Annotated in this window: 16 protein-coding genes; 15 read left to right on the forward strand and 1 reads right to left on the reverse strand. The window is 74.8% G+C overall.

What is annotated here, in order from left to right:
- Positions 1–198 precede the first annotated feature (198 nt).
- The 7 genes from ssd to ACZ4WV_RS28075 all read left to right on the forward strand — a co-directional run bounded on the left by ssd (position 199) and on the right by ACZ4WV_RS28075 (position 6072).
- Positions 199–1323, forward strand: coding sequence for a septum site-determining protein Ssd (gene ssd / locus ACZ4WV_RS28045; RefSeq protein ID WP_465751414.1), 1125 nt, complete (start codon positions 199–201; stop codon positions 1321–1323).
- Positions 1323–2696, forward strand: coding sequence for a TadA family conjugal transfer-associated ATPase (locus ACZ4WV_RS28050; protein WP_465751415.1), 1374 nt, complete (start codon positions 1323–1325; stop codon positions 2694–2696). Before ssd ends, ACZ4WV_RS28050 begins: the two co-directional genes overlap by 1 nt.
- Positions 2697–2864: 168 nt before the next feature.
- Positions 2865–3875: a type II secretion system F family protein gene (locus ACZ4WV_RS28055; protein ID WP_465751416.1), complete on the forward strand. Its 1011-nt coding sequence runs from the start codon at positions 2865–2867 to the stop codon at positions 3873–3875.
- A gap of 212 nt (positions 3876–4087) precedes the next feature.
- Positions 4088–4687: a type II secretion system F family protein gene (locus ACZ4WV_RS28060; RefSeq protein WP_465751417.1), complete on the forward strand. Its 600-nt coding sequence runs from the start codon at positions 4088–4090 to the stop codon at positions 4685–4687.
- A 57-nt stretch (positions 4688–4744) separates the two neighbouring features.
- Complete coding sequence (locus ACZ4WV_RS28065) at positions 4745–5017, forward strand: DUF4244 domain-containing protein (RefSeq protein WP_465751418.1); 273 nt, start codon at positions 4745–4747, stop codon at positions 5015–5017.
- Between the two features lie 82 nt (positions 5018–5099).
- Entirely contained in the window at positions 5100–5441 is a 342-nt protein-coding gene (locus ACZ4WV_RS28070; protein ID WP_465751419.1) for a TadE family type IV pilus minor pilin, read from the forward strand.
- 172 nt (positions 5442–5613) lie between these two features.
- Positions 5614–6072: an Rv3654c family TadE-like protein gene (locus ACZ4WV_RS28075; RefSeq protein ID WP_465751452.1), complete on the forward strand. Its 459-nt coding sequence runs from the start codon at positions 5614–5616 to the stop codon at positions 6070–6072.
- On the opposite strand, the gene ACZ4WV_RS28080 is transcribed toward ACZ4WV_RS28075, so the two are convergent.
- Positions 6067–8460 carry a DEAD/DEAH box helicase gene (locus tag ACZ4WV_RS28080; protein ID WP_465751420.1) on the reverse strand — a complete coding sequence of 798 codons (2394 nt, stop codon included), beginning with the start codon at positions 8458–8460 and terminating at the stop codon, positions 6067–6069. The two genes, ACZ4WV_RS28075 and ACZ4WV_RS28080, sit on opposite strands and share 6 nt — an antisense overlap.
- Before the next feature lie 221 nt (positions 8461–8681).
- Here ACZ4WV_RS28080 and bldG point away from each other — a divergent pair, with 221 nt between their 5' ends.
- From bldG to tmk, 8 genes are all read left to right on the forward strand, one after another.
- On the forward strand, positions 8682–9023 hold the full coding sequence (bldG, locus tag ACZ4WV_RS28085; RefSeq protein WP_188305076.1) for an anti-sigma factor antagonist BldG: 342 nt from the start codon (positions 8682–8684) through the stop codon (positions 9021–9023).
- Between the two features lie 161 nt (positions 9024–9184).
- Complete coding sequence (locus ACZ4WV_RS28090; protein ID WP_465751421.1) at positions 9185–9604, forward strand: ATP-binding protein; 420 nt, start codon at positions 9185–9187, stop codon at positions 9602–9604.
- A 147-nt stretch (positions 9605–9751) separates the two neighbouring features.
- Positions 9752–10120: a cyclophilin-like fold protein gene (locus ACZ4WV_RS28095; RefSeq protein WP_465751422.1), complete on the forward strand. Its 369-nt coding sequence runs from the start codon at positions 9752–9754 to the stop codon at positions 10118–10120.
- 142 nt (positions 10121–10262) lie between these two features.
- The gene (locus tag ACZ4WV_RS28100) at positions 10263–11048 is read left to right on the forward strand and encodes a small secreted protein (RefSeq protein WP_465751423.1); all 786 of its coding nucleotides are present in this window, start codon (positions 10263–10265) and stop codon (positions 11046–11048) included.
- Between the two features lie 310 nt (positions 11049–11358).
- A complete protein-coding gene (locus ACZ4WV_RS28105) occupies positions 11359–12891 on the forward strand; it encodes a DUF7059 domain-containing protein (protein WP_465751424.1) in 1533 nt (510 codons plus the stop codon).
- A 261-nt stretch (positions 12892–13152) separates the two neighbouring features.
- Positions 13153–13611 (forward strand): hypothetical protein, encoded by a 459-nt coding sequence (locus tag ACZ4WV_RS28110; protein WP_465751425.1) that lies wholly within the window; start codon positions 13153–13155, stop codon positions 13609–13611.
- Between the two features lie 445 nt (positions 13612–14056).
- Positions 14057–16924, forward strand: coding sequence for a type I DNA topoisomerase (gene topA / locus ACZ4WV_RS28115; RefSeq protein WP_465751426.1), 2868 nt, complete (start codon positions 14057–14059; stop codon positions 16922–16924).
- A gap of 184 nt (positions 16925–17108) precedes the next feature.
- Entirely contained in the window at positions 17109–20606 is a 3498-nt protein-coding gene (gene tmk, locus ACZ4WV_RS28120) for a dTMP kinase (RefSeq protein ID WP_465751427.1), read from the forward strand.
- Positions 20607–20826: the final 220 nt, after the last annotated feature.

Below are 20826 nucleotides of genomic sequence, written 5' to 3' on the forward strand. Positions count from 1 at the left end.
AACCCCGGAGTTATCCACAGGCAATCGGAACGTGGATGACGTAATCCGGATCTCCCCCCCACCGTGATGGTCGGCGGCGGTCGCCGGGCAGAGCCTCATCCCCTTCCTCTCCGGAGGTCTGTCGGGCGGCCGTCCGCCGGCACCATCCGACGCGCGTCCCCGGCCCATGCGGCCGGCGACGCAGAGGGGAGAACACCGATGTCGACACCGATCGCCGACCACGTCACCGCCGAGGGCCCGTCGGCCTCCGGCCCGCTCGTCGTCACCGAGGACGAGGGCCTGGCCGAGCACCTGCTGCGGCTGTGCGCGGCCGCGGGTACCGAACCCCGCCTGATCCGTGGCGAGCCGCCGCCGCGCGAGCTGTGGGAGGGCGCCCCGCTGGTCCTGGTCGGGGACGACCAGGCGGAGCGCTGCGCCGGCCTGAGCAGGCGCGGTGGGGTGCTCCTGCTCGGGCTGGACCTGGACGACCCCGGGGTCTGGGTCAGAGCCGTCCAACTCGGCGCCGAGCACGTGCTGTTCCTGCCCGACGCCGAAGCCTGGCTGCTCGACCGGATCGCCGACGCGGCCGAGGGCGTCGGCTCCCCCGCGGTCACCGTCGCCGTGATCGGCGGCCGGGGCGGGGCCGGGGCCTCGACGCTGGCCTGCGCCCTCGCGGTCGCCGCCGCCCGCACGGGCCGGCGGACCATACTCATCGACGGTGATCCGCTGGGCGGCGGGCTGGACATCCTGCTCGGCGGCGAGACGGCCCGCGGACTGCGCTGGCCCGACCTGGCCGGTTCGCGCGGTCGGGTCAGCGGGGCCGAGCTGGCCCGGGCCCTTCCGGCCCTCAAACGGCTCTCCGCGCTGTCCTGCCTCTCCTGGGACCGGGGGGACACCCTGACGGTGCCGGCGGAGGCCATGCGCAGCGTGCTGGCCGCTTCCCGGCGGCGCGGCGGCCTGGTGGTGGTCGACGTGCCGCGCCACCTCGACGCGGCCGCCGGACAGGCGCTGGAACAGGCCGACCTGGCGCTGCTGGTGGTCCCGGCCGAGCTGCGCGCGGTGGCGGCCGCCGACCGGGTCGCGGCGGCTGCCCGGATGCGGCTCGGGGACGTCCGGGCGGTGGTCCGGCCGGTACGGGCCGGCGGGCTCCCGGCGCACCGGATCGCCCGCGGGCTGCGACTGGAGCTGGCCGGGGAGTTGGAGCCCGAGCCGGGCCTGGCCGAGGACGTCGAGAACGGCGTACCGCCCGGCCTGCGGGAGAGCGGCCCGCTCGCGCGCTTCTGCGCGGCCTTCCTGAATCGGGTACTGCCGCCGGTGCCGGCGGTCGGAGGAGGTGTGTACTGATGGTCCGTCTTCGCAGAACAGGCCCCCGGGGCGGCGCCCCGGGCGCGGGCGACGGTGTGCGCGAGCACCGTCCGCTCAGGAGCGTGCCGCCGCCCGGCGGGCCGCCCCAGGCCGGGCACGGGCCCTGCCCGTACGGCCGGACGGCCCGCGAGGAGCGGACGGCGGAGCTGGTGGACGCGGTACGGCTGCGGCTGGCCGAGTCCGGAGCCGCCCCGACGGCGGGCTCGGTCGCGGCCGTGCTGCGGGCCACCCGGCCGCCGCTCGGCGGGGACGAGGTGCTGGACACCGTGCGCTCGCTGCGCGCCGAACTGGTGGGTGCGGGCCCGCTGGACCGGTTGTTGGCGGCGCCGGACGTCACCGACGTCCTGGTGAACGGTCCGGACGAAGTGTGGGTCGACCGTGGCGGCGGCCTGCACCGGGCCGCCGGGGTCCGCTTCACCGACGCCGAGGCGGTGCGGCGGCTGGCCCACCGGCTGGCCACCGCCGCCGGGCGGCGTCTGGACGACGCCCGGCCCTGGGTGGACGCCCGTCTGCCGGACGGCACCAGACTGCACGCGGTGCTGCCCCCGATCGCGGCCGGCTGCACGCATATCTCGCTGCGGGTCTGCCGGCCCAGGCCCTTCACCCTCGACGAACTGGTGGCGGGCGGGGCGCTGCCGCCGGAGGGTGCCGACCTCCTGGCCGGCATCGTGCGGGCGCGGCTGTCACTCCTGGTCTCCGGCGGGACGGGATCGGGCAAGACGACGTTGCTCGCTGCGCTGCTCGGCCTGGTCGGGTCGGACGAGCGGATCGTGGTCGCCGAGGACTCCGCCGAGCTGCGGCCGGCCCACCCCCACGTCGTGCGGCTGCAGAGCCGGCCGCCGAACCAGGAGGGCCTGGGGGAGTTCACCCTGCGGGATCTCGTCCGGCAGGCGCTGCGGATGCGACCGGACCGCCTGGTGATCGGCGAGGTGCGCGGGGCGGAGGTGTCCGACCTGCTGGCCGCGCTCAACACCGGGCACGAAGGTGGCGCAGGCACCGTCCATGCCAACACGGCGGCGGACGTGCCGGTCCGGTTGGAGGCGCTGGGTTCGCTCGCCGGGCTCGACCGGCCGGCGCTGCACAGCCAACTGCTGGCCGCGCTCGACGTGGTGGTGCACCTGGTCCGGGATCCGGGCACGGGGCGGCGCCGGGTGGCGGAGGTCCACACGCTGGCCGGCGACCGTGACGGGCTGGCTGTGACCACCCCGGCGGTGGCCTTCCCGGTGACCGGCGGCCTGGTGCCAGGAGTGGGCTGGCAACGGCTCGTCGCGTTGCTGGCGGCGCGGGGGGTGGCGCTCGCTGCGTCATCCGGAATGCCGCCCGCTGTGCCGCCCGGATCGGGGCCGGGGTGAGTGCGGTGGCGATCGCGGCAGCGGTGGTGTCGGCAGGTGAGGCGGCGCGGGAGCTGCGGTGGGTGGAACTCGGGTTCGCCGGGCTGCTCGGCGGGTGCGCGCTGACCGCGGTGGCGCTGCTGGGGAGATGGCGAGGAAAAAGGCGATGACATGGGAGGTGGTGATGTGATGCGGGACCAACTGGCTCTGTGGTGGACGGCGACGCTGTGCCTGGTGGCCGCCGCCGCGTGGCGGGCCGTGCAGGAGCAGCTGCCGGGTGGGCGGCGGTCCAGGCTGGTGCTGGCGGGCAGTGGTCCTCCGGTGCGCGGGCCGGCCCCGGAGCCGACGGAGCGACTGTGGGGCAGGATCCCGGGGCTGCTGGCGCCGGAACTGCTGCTCCTGCCGGTCGGCTTGGCCGCCGGACAGGTCGCCTCCTCGCCGGTGCCGGTGCTCGCGGCAGCGGTGGCCGTGCTCCCGCTGCGAAGGTGGCGGCTCCGGCGACGGCTGACGGCGGAGGCGGGGCAGCGGGCGGCGGCCGTCGTGGAGCTCTGCGCCGCGCTGGCCGGTGAGTTGCGCGGCGGCTCGACGCCGGAGCAGGCGCTCCACGTGGTGACCGCCCGGCTGGCAGCGGACGCGGACGGACTGCGCCGGCTCGGCGAGGAGCCGGTGGCCCGGCTGGCGGCCGGCCGCTACGGCGGCGATGTCCCCGCCGCGCTCCTGCTGTTGGCCGAACTGCCGGGCGGCGGTGGAGCGGCGGCCATCGCGGCCTGCTGGCGGGTCGCCTCCGAGAGCGGGTCGGGGTTGGCCGCGGCACTGGACCGGGTCGCGGAGGCGCTGCGCGCCGAACGGGCACTGGTGGAGGAGATCACCGGGGAGCTGGCCGGGCCGCGGACGACGATCGCCGTGCTGGCCGCCCTGCCGGGTGCGGGGCTGCTGCTGGGCGCCGGGATCGGGGCCCGTCCGCTGGACGTCCTGCTGCATACGCCCGCCGGCCTGGGCTGCCTCACGGTGGGGGTGGTGCTGGAGGGCCTGGGCGTGCTCTGGACGGCTCGCATCGTCCGGGCGGCGGCCCGGGGCGCGCTGGAGCCGCAGTGGGGCTCCAGCGGCGGTTCTCCGGCCGCGGAGGTTCGGGAGCCCGGTGGTGTGCACCGAGGACGCATGTGGGTGCGGGCGCTCGGTGGCGGAGCGGAGGTCGGGTGATGCCGGTCTACGCGTGGGCGGTCGCTGCCCTGCCGGAGCCGATGCCGGCAGCGGGATTGGGCATGGCGACGGCGGCGGTGGTGATGGCGTCGCTGGTGACGGGGCTGTTGCGCGGCCGGACCAGGCGACGGGCGTTGGCCTGGGCGCGGGAACGGGAGGAGATGCGGAAGCGAACCGGTTTGCGAGGACGGCGCGTTGGGCCGGGGCGGCGCGTGCTGCCGGCGCTCGGCGCCGGGCTGACGGTGGCGCTGCTGCTCGGCGGCCCCGCCGGGGCGGTCATCGGGGTGCTGGCAGCGGTGGGCGTCCACCGGTGGTCGGCGCGGGCGAGGTCGTCGACGGAACTCCGGGCGGCTCGCGAGGAGGAGTTGCTGACCAGGCAACTCCCGCTGGGATCCGAACTGTTGGCGGCCTGCCTAGGTTCGGCGGCGTTGCCCTCGGCGGCGGTGTCGGCGGTGGGCCGGAGCATCGGCGCGCCACTGGGCCCGCGGCTGGCGGCGATCGGGGCCGAACTGGCTCTGGGGGCACCACCGGAGCTCTGCTGGAACCGGCTGGGCGAACAGCACCCCTCGCTGGCCCCGCTCGGACGCTGCCTGGTCCGGACGAGCCTCAGCGGGGCGCCAGCGGCCGATCCGCTGATCGGGCTGGCCCAGGCGCAGCGGACGGCCGCCGCCTGCGCGGCCCACGCGAGGGTCCGCCGGGCCGCGGTGCTCGCCACCGCGCCACTCGGGCTCTGCTTCCTCCCGGCCTTCGTCCTGATCGGAGTGGTGCCGGTGGTGATCGGCCTCACCAGCCGCTTCGCCCAGGTGATGTGAATGAACGTCGGCTCCGGATCCGCCGGGGCCGCGGAACAGATCGGACAGGAGACATCGATGACCGCAGTGATCGCGATCAGGCCCGGCACCGGGCGACCGCTCCGGCAGTTGCTGGGGGCGTGGCGGCGGAAGAGCCGTTGGGCGAACGGCCGGGCGCGCTTGGAAACCCGGCGACGCGGCCGGTCGGACGCCGGGATGACCACGGCCGAGTACGCCGTCGGCACGCTGGGCGCCTGCGCCTTCGCCGCCGGGCTGTACAAGGTGGTGACCAGCGCGGCCATCACCGGAGCGCTGACCGAGATGCTGGAACGCGCCTTCCATGCCACGTAGGAGGGCGGGCGGCGGTGCCCCGCCGTGGTCGCTGTGGTCGAGCCGACGCGCTGACGGCGGCTTCGTCACGGCGGAGACGGCGGTGGCCCTGCCAGCGCTCGTCCTGCTCACCGCGATGCTGATCTGGGGCGTCCTCGTGGGGGCCGCACAGATCCGCTGCGTGGACGCGGCACGGATCGGTGCCCGAGCGGCCGCACGTGGTGAGACGGACGCCGCCGAACTCGCCCGTGCGGCTGCCCCGTCGGGGGCCGAAGTCCGGCTCGTGGTCACGGCGGACACGGTGCGGGTGGATGTGGACGCGCCGTGCGCGGCGCCCGGGAAGCTCAGCGGCCTGCTCAGCCTGCGGCTCGGCGCGCGGGCCGTGGCGGCTCGGGAGGACGTGCTGGCAAGCGGGGCGGGAGGTGGTGTTGCGCGAGCCTCGTGAACTGGCCGGCGACGCCCCGGCCGGATGGCTCGAAGGTGGCGGGCCGGCGGGCGTTACGGGTGGACCTCAGGTGGGCCGGGCTGCCGGAAGAAGTTCCGTGAGGAGGAGGTGGTGGTGCATGGCGCTGCTGAGCGGCCCTGGGCGGCCCGTGGGGCGGCTGGCAGGGCGGCTGGTGCGGGCGCGTGCGGCACGGGCCGCCGCTGGAGGCGGGCGTGGGTCGGATGCGGGTTCGGCGACGGTGTGGTCGCTCGCGCTGGCGATGCTGGGCGTGGCGGTGTTCGCCGCCACGCTCGCGGTCGGTGCGGTGGTCGCCGCCCGGCACCGGGCCGAGTCCGCCGCCGATCTGGCGGCCTTGGCGGCGGCGGACCGGCTGCTGCTGGATGCGGACGGCGGCTGTGGTCGGGCTGCCGGTATCGCTGCCGCGCAGGGCGCCGGCCTGGTGTCCTGCACGGTGGACCGGTCGGCGGACGCCGTCGAGGTGATCGCCGAGGTGCCGGTCGGGGGGCTCCCGGCGCGGTTGCCGGTCGGTCCGGCGCGGGCCAGGGCCCGGGCCGGACCGGTGAGGGCGCCGGTCACCGTCGCCGAGGACGGCCTGGGGGACACCCCGGGTGGTGCGGCGGTGGCCTCATGAATCGGCTGGCGCCCCGCCCTCCGGGCCGGGCCCGGTCCCGGCCTCGGGTGCCCCGGCCTCGGATACTCCGGCCTCGGGTGCCCCGGCCAGCAGGACGTCCAGCAGCAGGACGGCGGCCGCCTTGTCCAATGGGTCGTTCCCGTTCCCGCACTTGGGCGACTGGACGCAGGACGGGCAGCCGCGCTCGCACTCACAGGAGGCGATCGCCGCCCGGGTGGCGGTCAGCCACTCGACGGCCCGCTGGAAACCGCGTTCGGCGAAGCCCGCCCCGCCCGGATGGCCGTCGTAGACGAACACGGTGGGCAGCCCGGTGTCGGGGTGCAGCGGGACGGAGACGCCGCCGATGTCCCACCGGTCGCAGGTGGCGAACAGTGGCAGCAGGCCGATCGAGGCGTGCTCGGCGGCGTGGGCGGCGCCGGGCAGTTGGTCGAGCGGGAGGTCCGCGTCGAGCAGCTGGTCCTCGGTGACGGTCCACCAGACCGCCCGGGTGCGCAGGGTGCGGGGCGGCAGGTCGAGCTTGCTCTCGCCCATGATCTCCCCGGTGGAGATCCGCTTCCGGAGGTAGCCGACCACCTGGTTGACCACCTCCACCGAGCCGAAGCTGAGCCGGCCCTCGCCCCAGGGGACGGTGGTGTCGGTGTCCAGGACGGAGATGGAGGTGATGTCGCGGGCGGAGGTGGTGTACGGCGGGTCGGCCGGTTCGACCAGGGCGACCGAGTTCTCCAGGTCGAGTTCCCGGACCAGGTAGGTACGGCCCTGGTGGAGGTGCACGGCACCGGTGTGGACGGTGGTGTGAGCGGCCGCGGCGTCCACCGTGCCGAGCAGTCGGCCGGTGTCCGCCTCGACGACCTGCACCGGGCTGCCGCCGCTGCCGCGCAGGTCGACGGCGTCGGCGGCGCGTTCCCGGCGGGTCCAGTACCAGGAGCCGTCGGCGCGTCGGCGCAGCAGGCCGCGCCGTTCCAGCACCGGTAGCAGCGGTGCGGTGGAGGGGCCGAACAGTTCCAGGTCGGCGGCGGTGAGCGGGAGCTCGGCGGCGGCCGCGCACAGGTGCGGGGCGAGTACGTGCGGGTTGTCGGGGTCGAGCACGGTGGCCTCGACGGGCGCCGCGAACAGCGCTTCCGGGTGGTGCACCAGGTAGGTGTCCAACGGGTCGTCCCGGGCGATCAGCACGGCCAGCGCTCCCTGGGCCTCCCGACCCGCCCGGCCCGCCTGCTGCCAGAGCGAGGCCCGGGTGCCCGGATAGCCGGCCATCAGCACGGCGTCGAGGCCGGAGATGTCGACGCCGAGTTCGAGAGCGGAGGTGGAGGCGAGTCCCAGCAGCCGGCCGGAGTGCAGAGCGCGCTCCAGGGCCCGGCGTTCGTCGGCGAGGTAACCGCCGCGGTAGGCGGCCACCCGGTCGGCGAGCGGTCGGCCCAGCTGGTCCTGGGTCTGGAGGGCGACGAGTTCGGCGGCGCGACGGGAGCGGACGAACACCACCGTCCGGGTCTGGCGCTCGACCAGGTCGGTCAGCAGGTGCGCGGCCTCGGCGGTGGCGGTGCGGCGCACCGGCGCGCCGTGTTCGCCGACGTTCTCGGTCAGTGGCGGCTCCCAGAGGCCGAAGACCATCGGCCCGCGCGGCGAGGCGTCCTCGGTGACGGCCACGGCGGGCAGGCCGGTCAGGCGCCGGGCGGTGGCGGCCGGGTCGGCGGTGGTGGCGGAGGCGAGCAGGAAGGTGGGGGACGAACCGTACCGGGCACAGATCCGGCGCAGCCGTCGAAGCACCTGGGCGACGTGCGAACCGAACACGCCCCGGTAGCTGTGGCACTCGTCGACGACCACGTAGCGCAGCGACTTGAGGAAGGAGGCCCAGCGGGCGTGCGCGGGCAGGATGCCCCGGTGCAGCATGTCCGGGTTGGTGAGCACGTAGGACGCGTACTGGCGGACCCACTCGCGCTCCTCGGGCGGGGTGTCGCCGTCGTACAGGGCGGCCCGGACCCTCGGCGGGGCGAGTTCGGCGGCGCGGCGGCGCTGGTCGGCGGCGAGCGCCTTGGTCGGGGCCAGGTAGAGCGCGGTGGCGCCGCGCCCGTTGCGGGCTTCCGTGCCCTCCAGCAGGTCGCTGAGCACCGGAGCCAGGTAGCCCAGCGACTTGCCCGAAGCGGTGCCTGTGGCGATCACCACAGTCTGGCCGGTTTTGGCCAGATTCATCGCTTCTGCCTGGTGTGCCCAGGGCTGCTCCACGCCGACGGCGCGCGCGGAGGACACGATCTCCGGTCGGATCGACTCGGGCCACGGCGCATAACGTGCAGGTCGGGCGGGAAGGTGCTCCGTATGGGTGAGCCGGTCGGACCGCCCCCGGCTGGTGGCCAGGGTCGTGAGCAGTGCCTCGGGCAGGCTGTGTCGGGGCGGCATGAGGACCCAGTGTGTCACCGGCGTGACGGAGAATCGTCGTAAGCCATCGTGCGGCCATGGTCGCAAGTGGTTGAATGTGGCCGTGACGGCCGTACGGCCGTGGGTCGCAGCGCTGAGGCTTGCCACGCATTGGCTTGGCGCGCCAGGCTCGCGACCATGCGGTGGCGGCCGTCCGGCCGAGGATCGCACATGACGTAGCAAGGCAAGGTGCTGGAGGTTCCGTGGACCTGTCCCTGTCGACCCGCGCAGTCGGCGATCGTACGGTCGTCGAGGTTGGCGGCGAGATCGATGTGTACACCGCCCCGAAGCTGCGGGAGCAGCTGGTCGAGCTCGTCAACGACGGTAAGTACCACCTCGTCGTCGACATGGAGGGCGTTGACTTCCTCGACTCGACCGGCCTGGGTGTGCTGGTCGGCGGTCTGAAGCGGGTGCGTGCCCACGAGGGTTCGCTCCGCCTCGTCTGCAACCAGGAGCGCATCCTCAAGATTTTCCGGATCACTGGCCTGACCAAGGTCTTCCCGATCCACACCTCGGTGGACGACGCGGTCGCCGCGACCGACTGACGCGCCCGGGCCGGTCCCCGTGACCGGCCCGCTCGTTCCACGCGTCCGGGGCGCTGGGGTCTGTATGGGCCCCGGCGCGGCCCGGCCGTTCCGGGGCCGGTCCGGCCGGCCCACCGGGGCCGCATGTCCAGGCCCCCGTCGGAGTACCCCGAAGGGGAGAGATGGCAACCGTCGAACTTCGATTCAGCGCGCTTCCGGAGCACGTGCGGACGGCCCGGTTGGTCGCCGCGGCCGTCGCGAGACGGGCCGGGGTCGACGAGTCGGTGCTCGACGAAGTACGGCTCGCGGTCGGTGAGGCGTGCTCGCGCGCCGTGGGTCTGCACCAGCGCGGTGGCGTCGGCGGCACGATCCGCGTCGCGTTGACCGATCAGGAGAAGCGTTTCCTCATCGAGGTCGAGGACGAGGCCGGCCCCGCCGCCGTCCCGGTTTCCGGTAGCGCCGAGGGCGGCGACCCGGACGAGGACACCCTGGGCCTGGCCGTGATCACCGGCCTGGTCGAGGACCTTGAGGTCACCAACGGCACCGATGGTGGCGTGATCCGGATGAGCTGGCCGGTGCCGGTCGCCTCCGTGGCGGTCTGATCGTCGAGCCGCCGCCCGTGCGTCGTTTCGACTGCCAGGATCCCGATTTCTGAGATCCCGTTGACAAGGTGTTGAAACCGGCGGTTCGCTGCTTCCGGCACGACCGGGTCCGATCCTCGATCGGACTCGTCGCGGAAGAGGAAGCACATGCGGATTCGCATCCTGTGGCCCGCCGGCCAGGCCACTGCCACGTTGCGGGCCACACCGACCACCGAGGCGCTCTGGACCGAGCTGCCGATCGCCTCGACGGCGAACACCTGGGGCGAGGAGGTCTACTTCGGCACGCCCGTCAGCGTGCCGCGCGAGGACAGTGCCCAGCAGGTCGTCGCGCCGGGCACGGTCGCGTTCTGGACCGACGGCGACAGCCTCGCGCTGCCGTACGGGCCGACTCCGATCTCGCATGACGGTGAGTGCCGACTGGCCAGCCCCTGCAATGTCCTCGGCGCACTGGACGGGGACTCCCAGGTGCTGCGCACCGTCCGTCCGGGCGATCCGATCCGGGTGGAACGGGCCTGAGCGGCGGCCGGGGGCGGGAGTTCGGACAGCGGGAGCGCAGGTGGCGGGGGCAGCCCGGGGCTGAGCGGCCGGGAACCGGCACCCGGACGGCGCACGTGTAGGTTCGACGACCGAAGACGACCGAACCGAAAGGCTTCTCCCGGTGAACAAGCGACTGCTGGCCGTACCCGCCCTCGGCGTGCTGCTCGCGTTCGGCGCCGTCGGCTGTGGCGGCGACGGCAACAGCAAGCAGCTGGAGTCCTGGGCGTCGAACGTCTGCGGCGCGGCGAAGGACCCGATCGCCCAGGCCCAGACCGCGCTCGCGGACACTGGCCAAGTGAAGACCGGCGAGGCCCCGGCCGACCTGCAGAAGCGACTCTCGACGGACATCGGGAAGCTGGCCAAGACCAACCAGGACATCGCCACCGCCGTCGACGCGGCCGGCGCGCCCAAGGTGGACGACGGCGCCACCCTCCAGAAGGACACCGTCGACGAGCTGAAGAAGGCGGCCGACGGTTACCAGGACGTCCAGAAGAAGCTGGACGCGCTGCCCAACAACGACCAGGCGAAGTTCGCCGACGGGCTGCGCAGCGTCGCCGATCAGGTGCAGCGGCTGGCGTCGCTGTCCACCCAGGCGCAGAGCAAGCTGCAGCACGGAGAACTCGGCGCCGCGATGGCCAAGCAGGAGGGTTGCAAGCCCAGCCAGGTGACTCCGGGTGCGGGGGCGAGTGGCAACGCCGGCGGCTCCCCGGCAGCCGGGGGCACGAGCGGGACCCCGAGTGCTGGTGCCTCCCCCGCTTCCGGCGCCCCCAGCGCGTCCAGCGCTCCCGGCGCGGCCCCCACGCCCGGCGCGACGGACAGCGCGAACCCGGCGGCCGCTCCCTCGGCGAGCGCCGGCACCACCACCCCGGCGTCCAGCCCGTCCACTCCCGCCCCCAGCGCGAGCTGATCGAGGGCGGCCCGGAGGGCGCAAGCGACCGGAACGGAAACGGAAACGGAAACCGAGAGACGGAAAGGCCTGGGCCGACGTTCCGGTTCGTGACGCGGGGCGCTCGGCAGGGGGCCGGGGCGCGGATCGGGCTGCATGCTTCTGGTGTGGTCCGGCGGAGCGCCGAGATCAGGGGCTGACGGGCGCGTCAGGCTGCCGCCGGTCGCCTCCACAGCGGAGCGCCTGGGCCCGGGCCACCCCCGCTCCGGTCCCGTCCGTCGACGGCCGGGCTGCGGGGCGGCGGCCGGCCGGGCCGGGGGACAATGGCGGGGTGATCAGTAGCCCCGTTCTCGACCCGACCCGTCTGGCCAAGCTGCGCGAGGCGCTGCTGGCCGCATCGTTCACCGCCGACGGGTGCCTGGACCTGTTGGGCCCCACCGGATACGCCGCGCTGGCCCGTAGCGAGGCCGTCCCCGCCCTGCGTGCGACGCAGGGCGGCAGCCCGCTGGAGACCCTGGTACGGCTGTTCCTGCTGCAGCAGCCGGTGCCGTACCGGGCGGCGGCGGCCGCCCTGCCGGTGGAGGACTGCCTGGCGGACGGCTGGCTGCGCTCCGACGGGGACCTGGTGCGCGCCACCGTGGACGTCCGGCCGTACGCCAATGAGGTGGCCGGTCTGCCGAGTTCGGATGCCTGGGTGGTCTCCGACCTGGGCTGCGCGGTGGGTGGCGCGGGCGGCATCGGCTCCGGGGGGACGGCGCACGGGGTGGCCCGCAAGGACCTGGTGCTGGGCGTCGGCGGGGCGTCCACGACACTGGCCAACATCACGGTTCGCCGCCCCGTCCGGGCCGCGCTGGACCTCGGTTCGGGCTCGGGCGTGCAGGCGCTGCACGCGGCCCGGCACGCCCAGCGGGTCGTCGCCACCGACCTCAACCCGAGGGCGCTGCGGTTCACCGAGCTGACCCTGGCGCTGTCCGGTTTCGACAACACCGAGGTGGCCGCCGGCAGCCTCTTCGAGCCGGTCGGGAAGCGGAGGTTCGACCTGATCGTCTCCAACCCGCCGTTCGTCATCTCGCCGGCCGGCCGGTTCACCTACCGCGACGGCGGCATGGCCGGGGACGACCTGTGCCGCAACCTGGTGCGCTCGGCGGCCGAGCACCTGGAGCCGGGCGGCTACTGCCAGTTGCTCGCCAACTGGCAGCACGTCAAGGGCGAGGACTGGCACGAGCGGCTGGCCGGCTGGGTCGCGGGCACCGGGCTGGACGCCTGGATCGTCCAGCGCGAGGTCCAGGACGTGGCCCAGTACGCCGAGTTGTGGTTGCGCGACGGGGGCGACCACCGCGGCGCCGGCGGCGACTACCAGGCCCGGTACGGCGAGTGGCTGGACGCCTTCGAGGCCGGCCGGGTCGAGGGCATCGGCATGGGCTGGATCACCCTGCGGGCGGGCGGCGCAGAGCGTCCGACCGTGCGGGTGGAGGAGTGGCCGCACCCGGTGGAGCAGCCGCTCGGCCCGCACATCGAGGAGTGGTTCGACCGGCAGGACTTCCTGCGCTCGCACGACGACGCGGGCCTGCTCGCGGCCCGCTACGTGCTGGCCGACGAGGTGGTCCAGGAACAGGTCGGTGCGCCGGGGGCGGAGGACCCGGAGCACGTGATCCTGCGTCACAACCGGGGCATGCGGCGCGCCACCAAGGTGGACACCGTGGGTGCGGGGTTCGTCGGGGTCTGCGACGGGTCGCTGACGGCGGGGGAGATCGTGGACGCCATCGCGCAGCTGCTGGGCGAGGACCGGGTGGTGCTGCGGGATCGGGTGCCGGAGTCGCTGCGGCTGCTGACCGAGCAGGGGTTCATCGATCCCGTCCGGTGACCCGCCCCACCCGATCCCTTCCGGTGACCCGCCGCACGCGTCGGCCCGGCGTCCGCCCGGCGCTGGCCCGGCGTCCGCCCGGTGTCCGTCACGGCGTCCGTCCGCCCGTCCGGTAGAACGCTTCGCGGACGATCCCTGGTTCACCCGCCCGTCCCCTCCGGTTCGGGCGGCCGCCCCCGGGCGGCCGTGCCGCGTTGGTCCGGCGCTGTGAGGCTCTCCATCCACAGGCTGTGGATGACGTCGGGGAGCCGGGGGCCAGGGGTGGAGACGACGACGGCGACGGTGGCCGGGCTGGTGCTCGCCCTCTTCGGTGGCGTGCTGCTGCTCTGGTGCGCCGCGGAAGTGCGCCTTCGCCACCGGGTGCGTCGGCGGGGTGTACCGGCCGTCGCCACCGTCGTCGCCGAGAGCGACGCGCACGGTCAGCTCGACAGCGCTCCGCTGCTCTCCTTCTCCGTGCTGCCCCCGGCGGGCGGGCCCGGCGGGGGCCGGATCGGGGAGCTGGTGCTCACCCGTCCCCGGGGCCACACCCCGCTGCGCCGTCCGGTGCGCTTCGCTCCGGGCGCCTCGGTACGGGTCTGCTACGACCCGGACCGCCCCTGCCGGGCGGTGCTGGCGGCGGGGGAGATCGGCCGGGCGGCGGCCGCCGACCTGCTGTGGAGCGCCCTGGGGGCGTGCTGTCTGGCGGCGGGCGCCGCGCTGCTGGTCGCGGTCGGCCGCTGAGGTCGGAACGGCACGCGACGGCTCGGGGGCGGCCGGGCATCGCAGTACGGAGGCCTCGGGGCGGTCCGGCCTCCGCGCCGACGGCGCCCGGACGGCCCAAGCGTTCCGGCGCGCGCCGGAGTGCTCCGGAGGGCTCCGCCCGGAAGCACGGCGATTTCTCGTTGACAGATCTTGAAATCCGTCATTCCATCCTCCGGAACCTGCCGAAGCCGCCCTCCACGGGGCGCGAACCTCCGTCATCGGGTTACCGTTCGAGTGGCGTCGGTGAGCCCGGCAAGTGAAAACGCGGGAACCGTCCGTTTGACAAGGGTGGCCGGGGTACGGTCACACTCCGCTGGTGGGGTGTCGTTCAGCGGCAGCCCGGGACGGTGGAGGGGTCGGGCGGAGCGCAGCCCGTGCTGCCAGCGCCGACCAGCCACATAAGGACCGGGAGAGAAGAGCGAAGGTGTCCCCGAGCAGCGAGACCGCGCACGGACAGCGACTCGTCATTGTCGAGTCGCCGGCCAAGGCGAAGACGATCAAGGGCTACCTTGGCCCCGGCTACATCGTCGAGGCGAGCGTCGGGCACATCCGCGACCTGCCCAGCACCGCAGCCGAGGTACCGGACAAGTACACCGGCGAGGTGCGCCGCCTCGGGGTGGACGTCGACCACGACTTCGCGCCCATCTACGTGGTCAACGCGGACAAGAAGTCCCAGGTCAACAAGTTGAAGTCGTTGCTCGCGGAGTCCGACGAGCTCTTCCTCGCCACCGATGAGGACCGCGAGGGCGAGGCCATCGCGTGGCACCTCCAGCAGGTGCTCAAGCCCAAGGTGCCGGTGCACCGGATGGTGTTCCACGAGATCACCAAGTCGGCGATCCAGGAGGCCGTGGCCAATCCGCGCGAGCTCAACCAGCGCCTGGTCGACGCCCAGGAGACCCGCCGCATCCTCGACCGCCTGTACGGCTTCGAGGTCTCGCCGGTGCTGTGGAAGAAGGTCATGCCGAAGCTGTCGGCGGGCCGGGTGCAGTCCGTCGCGACCCGTCTGGTGGTCGAGCGCGAGCGCGAGCGGATGGCCTTCCGCACCGCCTCGTACTGGGACCTGGTCGGCACCTTCGGCACCGGCCGCACCCCGGCGGACGCCGCCAACCCGGAGACCTTCGGCGCCCGGCTGGCCTCGGTGGACGGCAAGCGGATCGCCAGCGGCCGCGACTTCGGTTCGGACGGCCGGCTGAAGGCCGGCAGCACCAACACCCTGCACCTGGACGAGCAGGCCGCCCGCCAGCTGGCCGCCGCCCTGGCGCAGACCGCCTTCAGCGTCCGCAGCGTCGAGTCCAAGCCGTACCGCCGCTCGCCGTACGCGCCGTTCCGCACCACCACGCTCCAGCAGGAGGCCAGCCGCAAGCTGGGCTTCGGCGCGAAGCGGACCATGCAGGTGGCCCAGAAGCTGTACGAGAACGGCTTCATCACCTATATGCGCACCGACTCCACCACGCTGTCGGAGACCGCGATCACCGCGGCCCGGGCGCAGGTCACCCAGCTCTACGGTGCGGACTACCTGCCGGACGCCCCGCGCACCTACGCCAGCAAGGTCAAGAACGCCCAGGAGGCGCACGAGGCCGTCCGCCCGTCCGGCGACCGCTTCCGCACGCCCGCCGAGACCGGCCTGACCGGTGACGACTTCAGGCTGTACGAGCTGATCTGGATGCGCACCGTCGCCTCCCAGATGAAGGACGCCGTCGGCCAGTCCGTCACCGTCCGGGTGGGCGGCGCCTCCGCCGACGGCCGGGACGTCGAGTTCTCCGCCTCCGGCAAGATCATCACCTTCCACGGCTTCCTCAAGGCCTACGTCGAGGGCGCCGACGACCCGAACGCCGAGCTCGACGACCGCGAGCGCCGGCTGCCGCAGGTCGCCCAGGGCGACCCGCTGGCCGCCGAGCGGATCACCCCGGAGGGCCACGCCACCAAGCCGCCGGCCCGCTACACCGAGGCCTCGCTGGTCAAGGAGCTGGAGGACCGGGAGATCGGCCGCCCCTCCACCTACGCGTCGATCATCGACACGATCATCCAGCGCCGGTACGTGTTCAAGAAGGGCACCGCGCTCGTCCCGTCCTTCCTCTCCTTCGCCGTGGTCAACCTGCTGGAGAAGCACTTCGGCCGGCTCGTCGACTACGACTTCACCGCCAAGATGGAGGACGACCTCGACCGGATCGCCGCCGGTGAGGCGCAGTCCGTGCCGTGGCTGAAGCGCTTCTACTTCGGTGAGGGCGACGGCCACGCCGCGGGCGTCGCCGCCGAGGCCGGCAACGGCGACGGCGACCACCTGGGCGGCCTGAAGGAACTGGTCACCGACCTCGGTGCGATCGACGCCCGGGAGATCAGCTCGTTCAGGATCAGCGACGACATCACCCTGCGGGTCGGCCGCTACGGCCCGTACGTCGAGCGCGCCTCCGCCGTGGAGGGCGAGCCCGGCCAGCGCGCCGACATCCCGGACGACCTGCCGCCGGACGAGCTGACGGTCGAGCTGGCCGAGGAACTGCTCGCCAAGCCCAGCGGCGACTTCGAGCTCGGCCCGGACCCGGTCAGCGGCAACATGCTGGTCGCCAAGGACGGCCGCTACGGCCCGTACGTCACCGAGATCCTGCCCGAGGGCACGCCCAAGACCGGCAAGAACGCCGTCAAGCCGCGCACCGCCTCGCTGTTCAAGTCGATGTCACTGGACACCGTCACCCTGGAGGACGCGCTGCGGCTGCTCTCGCTGCCGCGCGTGGTCGGCACCGACCCCGAGGGCGCGGAGATCACCGCGCAGAACGGCCGCTACGGCCCGTACCTCAAGCGCGGCACCGACTCGCGCTCGCTCACCAGCGAGGACCAGCTCTTCACGATCACCCTCGAGGAGGCGCTGGCGATCTACGCCCAGCCCAAGCAGCGCGGTCGGGCCGCCGCCGCCCCGCCGCTCAAGGAGCTGGGCACCGACCCGGTCAGCGAGCGCCCGGTGGTGGTCAAGGACGGCCGCTTCGGCCCGTACGTGACCGACGGCGAGACCAACGCCACGCTGCGCAAGGACGACGACGTCGAGACCATCACGCCGGAGCGCGGCTACGAGCTGCTCGCCGAGAAGCGGGCCCGCGGACCGGTGAAGAAGACGGCGAAGAAGGCCCCGGCGAAGAAGACGGCGGCCAAGAAGACCACCACCGCCACCAAGACGACCGCGACCAAGACCGCCGCCAAGAAGACGGCCGCGAAGGCGACCACCACCAAGACGGCGACGGCGAAGAAAACGGCCGCGAAGAAGACCACGGCGAGCAAGGCCGCCACGACCGACGAGGGCTGATCCCCCCGGCAGTCCGCGGACGGCCGACGAGACAGACCACCCTGCCGGAGCCCGAACGGGCCCGCGTCCCCACCCGGGGCGCGGGCCCGCGGTCTGTGCGGGGATCGTCACAAGCCGGTGATGACCGGGAACCGGAACCCCGTTCATCTCAATCGGGCAAAGCCCAGCCCGCTACGCTGACCGTATGACGAGCGAGGAGCAGCCCACCCCCAGCGCCGCCCCGGCCGCCAGAGCCACCGTGGCCGACCTGCCCGAGGTCGTGCCCGCCGGATCCCCTGTGGACCGCGCCAGGGCACTGCTGCGGACCCGGCCCTACCGGCGCCTGTGGACCACCCAGCTGATCGGCGGCACCGCCGACCGGCTCGGGCTGCTGGTGCTGCTCGCGCTCACCGTGATCGCGGCCGCCGAGGGCGGGCAGCTCGGCGAGCTGCCGCGCAGCCTCGCCTTCGCCACCGCCGCCGTCCTCGCCGTGCGGGTGGCGGCCACCGGCCTGGTCGGCGTGGCGCTGCTGGAGCCGGTGCACCAGCTGGTCGCCAGGAAGCTCGACCGGCGCTGGACGCTGCTCGGCGCCGACGCGCTGTGCGCCCTGCTGATCGGCCTGGCGCCCTGGTGGACGGTCTGGCTGAGCTCCGGGCCGGAGCCGTCTGGCGCCGCGACCTACGCGCTGCTCGCCACCGTGTTCCTCACCGGCGCGGCCGAGCGGGTCCGGGGGATCGCCAAGGCCGCCGCCGTGCCCGGCCTGCTGCCGCCGGCCAACCCCTACGCGCCCGCCGCGGAGCAGCGGCCCGCCGCCGCCAACCTGGACACCGTCCGGAGCGTCGACCGCTTCACCGGCTGGGTCACGGTGCCGCTGGCGGCCGTCGGACTGGTCGGCTTCACCCTGGTCAACAACATCGGCGCGGCGCTCGGCTCGGACTGGCTGCGCGCCCACCAGCTGACCTTCGCGGCGCTCGGCGCGGCCGGCCTGTTCGCCGCTGCGGCCGTCCGCGACCACCTCCAGCAGCTGCCCGGCGGCCCGGTGACCGTCGCCCCGCACTCGCCGCTGACCGGTCTGCGCGCCCCGACGGACGCGACCCCCGGCCCTGCCCTCAGCAAGGGCCGCACCGGCAGTGCCCCGTACTTCACCTTCTCCGTCGCGGCCGCCTTCGCCGCCATGGCGGGCGTCGCCGCGCTGGCGCTGCTCACCGCCGCCGAGCACCGGGCCGGGCCGATCGGCTACGGCCTGATCGTGCTCGCCGCGGCCGGCGCCCCCGCGCTGGGCGCCCGGCTCACCCGGGCCACCCTGCCCTCGCTCTCCCGCCGCCGGCTCCTCGCACTCGCGCTGCTCACCGAGGGCGTCGCGCTGATCCTGGCCGGGCTGGTGCTGGACTTCGTGCTTGTCCTGCTGCTCACCGTGCTGGCCGGCCTGGCCGCCGGGATCGTGATCTCCGCCGGGCGCACCCTGCTCGCCCAGGAGGTCGAGGAGGCCCGGCTGCCGAAGGTCACCGAGCACCTGTACGCGGTGCTGCGGGCCGTGGTCACCGCCGCGCTGGTCGCCGTCCCGCTGATCGCCGCCGCGTACGGGGACGTCGAGTACGGCTCCGTCGAACCCGGCTCCTTCACCTTCATCCACGGCGGCGCGGCCCTCGCCGTCGCCACCGCGGGCCTGCTCACCCTCGTGCTCGCCGCCGTCGTGCTGCTGCGCACCGACGACCGGCGCGGCACCGCGCCGTTCGCCCGGGACCTGGTGGACGCGGTACGCGGCGGCAGCGGCCCGGTGCCGCACCGGGGCACGGGCACCGGGTTCTTCATCGCCCTGGAGGGTGGCGACGGCGCCGGCAAGTCCACCCAGGCCCAGGCGCTCGCCGAGTGGATCCGCGGCAAGGGGCATGAGGTCGTGCTCACCCGCGAGCCCGGCGGCAGCCCGGTCGGGCAGCGGCTGCGCGGCCTGGTCCTGGACGTCGGCAACACCGGTCTCTCGCACCGCGCCGAGGCGCTGATCTACGCGGCCGACCGGGCCGAGCACGTCGAGAACGTCATCCGGCCGGCCCTCGCCCGCGGCGCCGTGGTGATCACCGACCGGTACATGGACTCCTCGATCGCCTACCAGGGCGCCGGGCGCGACCTGGCCGCCACCGAGGTCTCCCGGATCTCGCGCTGGGCGACCGGCGGGCTGCTGCCCGACCTGACCGTGGTGCTGGACGTCGACCCGACCAAGGCCCGCGAGCGCTTCACCGAGGCGCTGGACCGGCTGGAGTCCGAGCCCACCGAGTTTCACCAGCGGGTCCGGGCCGGCTTCCTCGCCCTCGCGGCCGCCGACCCGGCGCGTTACCTGGTCGTGGACGGCAGCCAGGCTCCCGGCTTCGTCACCACCGCCATCCGGCACCGGCTCGACCGGGAGCTGCCGCTCTCCGAGCAGGAGAAGGCCGCCCGCGCCGAGCAGGAGCGGCTGGCGAAGGAGGAGGCCGAGCGCCGCGCCGCCGAGGAGGCCCGGAAGAAGGCCGAGGAGGAGGCCGCCGAGCGCAAGCGCCAGGAGGTGCTGGCTCAGCTGCGGGCCGAGCAGGCCGAGCAGGAGCGGCTGGCCAAGGAGGAGGCCGAGCGGGCCGCCGCCGAGGCCCGGCGCAAGGCCGAGGAGGAGGCCCGCCGCCGGGCGGAGGAGGAAGCGAAGCGCCGCGCCGAGGAGGAGGCCCGCCGGCGGGCGGCGGAGGAGGCCCGGCTCGCCGCGGAGGCCGCCGAGCGCAAGCGGATCGCCGACGAGGAGGCCGCCCGGGCGGAGCTCCAGCGGCAGCGGGAGCTCGCCCGCGAGGAGCAGCGGCGCCGGGCGGAGGAGGCGCTGCAGCGGGCCGAGGAGGCCCGGCTGGCGCAGGCCGCGGCGCTCGCGGCGGCCGCCGCTGCGGCGGAGACGGCGGCCGGCCGGGCCGACCGGGCCGAGGGGCGGCCGGAGGGTCGGCCGGAGACCGGGGACGCGGCGACGACGGAGCTGCGGGCGGTGCCGGAGACGCCGCGGGGGGCTTCGGGTGCTTCGGCCTCGGGAGCTTCGGCTTCGGGTGGGTCGGCCTCGGGCGGGCTCGGCGACGAGGCGACGCGGGAGCTGTCGTTGCGGGACCGGCAGGCGGCCGGTGCTGCGGAGTCGGCCGATGTGGGCAGCGTGGGCAGCGCGGGTGATACGGGCGCGGCCGATGCGACCGCCAAGCTGCCGAAGGTGCCGGCCGCGGACGACACGGCGGTGCTGCCGACGGTTCCGGCCGTCGACGAGACCGCCGTGCTGCCCAGGGTTCCGGCGGCGGACGAGACGGCGGTGCTGCCCCGGATCGACCCGGGCCGGCGGCCTGGTGAGCCGGTGGACAGCACGCGGGAGCTGCCGGTGGTCGACGGGCGGCAGGCGGGCGCCGTCCGGCCCGTCGTCGGTCGGCCGGGTGCGGGGCGACCCGCTGCCGGTCACGTCGCCGGGCAGGCTGGCGGTCAGCCGGCCGAGCAGCCCGACGAGCAGCCCACGGCGGAGCGGTCCCGGCCGGAGTGGGCCGAGGAGACCCCGATGGACGATCTGCCGAGCCTGACCGACACCCTGCTCGGGTCGCGCGACGAGTGGGCGCGCTGGGAGCAGGTCGGCGACCAGGAGCAGCACGATCCGCGCGACGGCGGGCCGGGCGAGGACGACGGCAAGGGCAAGGGCAAGGCCAGGCGCTGGGGCCGTCGGAGCTGAGCCGGTCCCACCAGGACCGCGCGGGCGGCGTCACCGGGGCGGTTGCTCCCGGCGGCGCCGCCCGCTGGCGTCTGCCGCTCGCCGCCGTCCGCCGTTGTTCGCCGTCCGCCGCGCCCGGACGCGGTTCCCGCACCTGGTGCCGCTCCGTCCCGTGCCCGGGGTGGCCCGGACGGAGCAGTGGCTGTCGGGGCGGAGACGTATGCTCGACGGCGGGGAATCG

This window comes from Kitasatospora sp. NPDC029312 (assembly GCF_055569215.1).